The sequence below is a fragment of the Succinimonas sp. genome (genome assembly GCF_045225735.1).
GTDB lineage: Bacteria > Pseudomonadota > Gammaproteobacteria > Enterobacterales > Succinivibrionaceae > Succinimonas.
The window spans coordinates 1-4,793 of record NZ_JBGVBR010000087.1 but is presented as its reverse complement, the minus strand read 5'-3'; the positions used below and the strand labels follow the sequence as shown (position 1 = coordinate 4,793).

Sequence of the window (4,793 nt, the reverse complement as noted above, 5' to 3'; positions counted from 1 at the left end):
TGAGAGAAACGAAAGAACTGACCAGGGATTGTATACAGTCGTTTCATTTTCTATGGAAAACTGAAAGCCGTCATACAGGGACTTCATACGGTCGTAAACCTCGGAAACGCTCATGTCAAGCACGGCGGCGGCATTACGCACATAGGGGTCAAAATAGCGCCTGAGCTCTTCATCAGTGATGCCCAGCAGCGTGGCATACTTTTTGTGGCAGCTGATATCCTTAAGATTGTTGAACACTGAAAACAGGCTGATGTCCGCCACTCTGGTAATACCGGTTATGAAAACAAAACGGAACTTCTCCTCATATGATTTAACGTTAGCAAAAAACGTTTTGAGAACAGTCATGATTTCGTCCGTATCTTCCTTGTTGTTCAGATGATGAGATACCGGACTGTCATATTCGTCGATAAGGAGAACAATGCTTTTGGAATCAGCGTCCTTAACTCCAAGATTAAGAATGTATGCGGGATCATAGTATGTACCGTCATCATCCTTGGGATTTATCTTCTTTATATCAGAAAATGCGTCCGCTAAATCAAGGGAGAGATACTTCTTGAAACGATTCGAATCAAAAGCAGCATACTTAGAAAAATCCAGGCGTATCACCTTATAGGTTTTGTCAGTCCATTTCTCCTCGCCGGTATCAATATCAAGACCTTTAAAATCCTGAAGTCCGCTGGAAAACAATGCTTTAAAGGTCGATACCAAAAGCGATTTCCCGAATCTGCGGGGTTTTGAAAGAAAAATCGGCGCATCCTCGATTTCTGCAAGTCTGACTATCATTGCTGTTTTATCGACATAAACTTTGTTTTTTTCACGTATGACACTGAACGAAGTAGTAGCATACGGCAGTTTCTTTAAGTCTTTCAGCGTTAATATCGGTTTACCCATTTTAATAACTCCGCAGATATAACAAATCCCTTAATTCGCAAGGCATTAATCGAAATGCCCATAAACGTATCTGTTCCGGCAGCGTGTTTATGTGAGAAATATTCACAAAGGCAGTACATGTATCATCTGTTTCACTGTTATTCCCAGGATAACGGGAGTATAGTTACAGACCTTTTATAACCATCGGGAATGATTGCCTGACACGAGATTAAAAACAGTATCTGACAGAGAATTCCTTTTTCATATTCTACCCCGATCCGGCTGCCGCAACGAGTAATCAGCTTCTGAAATAACGGTATCCGCATCATTGCAGTGCCTGTTAAATTCCCTCATCCGCAATGTAAAATATATTTTAACAGGGATAGTATACGGAACATGCTGTCAAAAAGACAACAGACAGCTTATTAAACACGCTGAAATTCAAAGATTGCTCCCAAATGACGCTAATGCGAACCCGCCGGAATGTCATGGAAAATGTCTGAAACAAAAAGACTGGAAATAACAGGAAAAGGCCCGATAAGACCGGAATAAAATGAAAGATCTCCGGGAGGGCGGATCAGAAAAAAACGCTGACCGCCAACGTCCCTCCGGAGCTTTGCCGGCTATCGGCAAATAGATTGCCGGCAAAACCTGAGAAATGAAATCCCCGTACCCGCCCTCGTCTGATCGTCGGTATTAGGTAGTAAATATGAAAAGTGCGTTTTACAATCCCATGTAACAGTACAGAGGCAATGCATTGTAAAACGAAGGATTCGAACCTCCTGTATGCGCCTCAGCATACGCCCTGAGCAGGATGAAGGTGCGATTCATTCTCAGTCGCAAAGAGATCATACCCGCCCGATCAGACTACCAAGTCATTTGTCAGATAAGCTCAGTCGTCCAGTTCAGCTCCTGGATCTTTTCATCGGTTTCCCGGAGCTGCTTCGCATAGGCATCCACCTCCTTCTGGAGTTCGGGAACATTCACGGCGCTCCGGATCCGGATCTCGGTCTTGGCATAGCGGTTTACCTTCTGGCTGCAGGCATTCAGGAAATCACGCATAACGCGGAGCCGCTCTTTCAGGCAGTCCCGTCTGGCCATGAGCTGGGTAATGGTAACATCGCCGCAGGCGGTGCGGTTATTGGTATTGTTGATCCGGTAAATGAGCTCCTCAAGCCTTATCAGAGCGCTGTCCAGCTCCTTTATAAGCCCCCGGGGATCCTCGGCCGGCTCATCGCCCTCCTGCACCTTGGCATTGTTGTCGAGACGATCCGAAAGCTCCTCAATCTTTTTTTGTAAATCTGCTCTCTCTGAAAGCGCTGTTGCAAGTTTCATTAAAGCTCTCCGTACATAAAAAGCCGTCTAAGGTAACACTCCTCCGGCGCATCTCAGGGAATCATGTCCGCTGCCGGAGACAAACACTGTCTGAAGTATACATCATCCCGTCCACAACTGTCAGCAATATCTTCTATTTGGTAATAAATCTGAGACGAATATCATAAAAAACTGTCACACGATAACGTGAGGCAGACAGACGGGGAAGGAAGATGGCTTTCATAAGATGGTTTGGGGAACTGCGGAACCATAAAGGAAATTAAGAGACGAAGGATGATGAATGAAACATAATGACTGGAAAAGAACGGATGAAGAAGAATGAAAACGAATAAGGAAGGAAGGAAGAATGAATGAATGAGTTAGTGAATGATGAAGAAAAGAAGCGGGGCGGCACCGCCCCTCGGAACGGATCCGGAAGCGCCGCCCCGAGACTCGCGGCCCCTGAGGCAGCTCCCGGAAAGCGGCCCTCTTCTCAGAACTCGTCAAAATCCGTCCGCACCTCCACGATCACCCGGCGGTTAGCCTTGCGATCCGGTTCGATTTCGTTCAGAACTCCCTGGTGCGTTTCGCCGAAGGAGCGGGTAATGATTTTTTCCTCGGGAAGACCGCCCTCCTTCAGGAAGCCCGCCACCACCCCGGCCTGAGCTTCGGTGAGCTTCTGATTGTCCGCATCCGTGCCGGTGCTGTCGGTGAATACCGAAATCACCACGCTTTTCCAGATGTCGGGATCGGATTTAAGATACTCCCGGAGCCGGTTCAGCTGTTCCCGGGAATGCGGGGTAAGCTTCTGGGTCTTGCCATCAAAATGCGCCGTGATCCTGCGGACATCCCGGAGCCCGTAATCCAGAAGGCCGAGCTGGCATTCCTGAAAATCCAGATAGTGCTTGCCGAACTCATAGGGACTCAGAAGCACCCGGATATCCTCATTCCGGTAATACTGATCATCCCGGTAGACAAAGGAAGCATGAAAGCCCTTTTCCAGGGAGGACAGCGCGTACCAAGCCTGCTCGCCCCGGAGATACCCCGGAAAATCCCGGTAGATCTTCACCATGCCGTAGTCTTTGTCCCGGACGCCGGGCCGCCACTCCGGAGCCTCCTCCCGGAAGGTCATGAGGTTTTTGCGGGAAAACGGCTTTACCGGATCCAGGGTCAGCTCCAGAAAACGATCCTTCCCGGATCGCATGATAAATTCTGCCTTGCCCCACCCCGGAACCTTCTGGGAGAGGACGCATTTTGCCGGAGTGTTTTCCACCGACCAGACCGGATTTGCCGTATCGCCGTTCACAAAGGTCACGGCTCCGGCCGTTCCGGTCAGAACCCAAAGGAGCCCCCCGCACAGAAAGCCCGCATAATCTGGACGTGTTTTCATTGTTATACCCCGCCGCCGGAAAAGTGTCATTCCCGGGTATCAGATGGTGATTCTCTGCTGTTTTAAGCAAGATCCGTGCCGTCTGCAATCTCATCTGTTCCGATCCCGTCATGATGCCTGATAAGAGTTTACCACAGCAATCGGGGGATAACGGCATCTCCCCGGGATTACCGGCCTGAAACCGCCGCGCGCCGGAACAAAGAGGCCGGCGGCCGGCCCTTTCCCGCTCCCCGGGATAAAAGCCGCCCCGATCTCCGGTCTCTGTGATAAAATTAGCGGCTGAAAAAATGACAGACACCGCCGGAACTCCCGGCAGCATAAATTCATCCTCTTATAATCTAAGGATCACCATGGATTCCTCCCAGACCCCGCATAAACCGGAAGAAGCTCCAATAGCGGCAGAGCCTCAGAATGCCATCTCCGAACGCTTCCGGGGCTTTTTCCCCGTCATTGTGGACGTGGAAACCGCCGGCTTCAATCCGGCCACCGACGCTCTTATCGAGCTCGCCGCCTGCACCGTAACCTTCAATGACCAGGGACAGCTGGTCCGGGACGAAAGCTTTCATGCCAATATTCTCCCCTTCGCCGGAGCCAATATGGAAAAGTCCAATCTGGATTTTCTGGGAGTTGACCCCTACGACGTTAACCGGCATGCCCTTACCGAGGAAGCCTTTCTGAAGCCCCTGTTCAAAACCCTGTCCAAAAAAGCCAAGGCGGCCAATTGCACCCGCTGTATTCTGGTGGGCCAGAACGGCCACTTTGATCACAGCTTCGTCATGGCCGCAGCCCAGCGCGTTGATCCCAAAAAATGCCCCTTCCATCCCTTTTCGGTGATTGATCTCGCCACCCTCTCCATGGTGCTTCTCGGTCAGTCCGTGCTCCGGGTGGCCGTGGAAACCGCCGGACTGGAATTCGACACCGCTCGGGCGCACGGGGCCGAATACGATGCGGAAATCGAGACGGATCTTTTCTGCTGGCTCATGAACCGTTATCAGGAGCTGGGGGGCTGGCCCCTGTCTCCGGAGATGCAGGAGCGCGCCCGGATCGCCAATGAGACGAAAAAACTTAACTTTGCAAAAAAGGAATATCAGGATCACAAAAAACAAGATGATGCGGAAAAATTAGAAAACTCCCCTTTTGCAATCCTGAAAACTCTTGTACATTGTGATAATAACTGAACCCCCTGCCGGCGCGCGAAACCGCAGTACTGAAAACCGGC

At 50.2% G+C, this 4,793-nt stretch carries 4 protein-coding genes; 1 reads left to right on the top strand and 3 read right to left on the bottom strand.

Annotated elements, in window-relative coordinates; genetic code table 11:
- The 3 genes from ACJROR_RS03200 to ACJROR_RS03190 all read right to left on the bottom strand — a co-directional run.
- Positions 1–891: AAA family ATPase (locus ACJROR_RS03200; RefSeq protein WP_406545831.1), on the bottom strand; the 891-nt coding region annotated here is incomplete at its 3' end.
- A gap of 861 nt (positions 892–1,752) precedes the next feature.
- Positions 1,753–2,205 carry a DIP1984 family protein gene (locus ACJROR_RS03195; protein ID WP_406545830.1) on the bottom strand — a complete coding sequence of 151 codons (453 nt, stop codon included), beginning with the start codon at positions 2,203–2,205 and terminating at the stop codon, positions 1,753–1,755.
- Positions 2,206–2,677: 472 nt separating this feature from the next.
- Complete coding sequence (locus ACJROR_RS03190; RefSeq protein WP_406545829.1) at positions 2,678–3,574, bottom strand: OmpA family protein; 897 nt, start codon at positions 3,572–3,574, stop codon at positions 2,678–2,680.
- A gap of 287 nt (positions 3,575–3,861) precedes the next feature.
- On the opposite strand from ACJROR_RS03190, the gene ACJROR_RS03185 reads away from it, so the two are divergent.
- Entirely contained in the window at positions 3,862–4,752 is an 891-nt protein-coding gene (locus ACJROR_RS03185) for an exonuclease domain-containing protein (protein ID WP_406545828.1), read from the top strand.
- Positions 4,753–4,793: the final 41 nt, after the last annotated feature.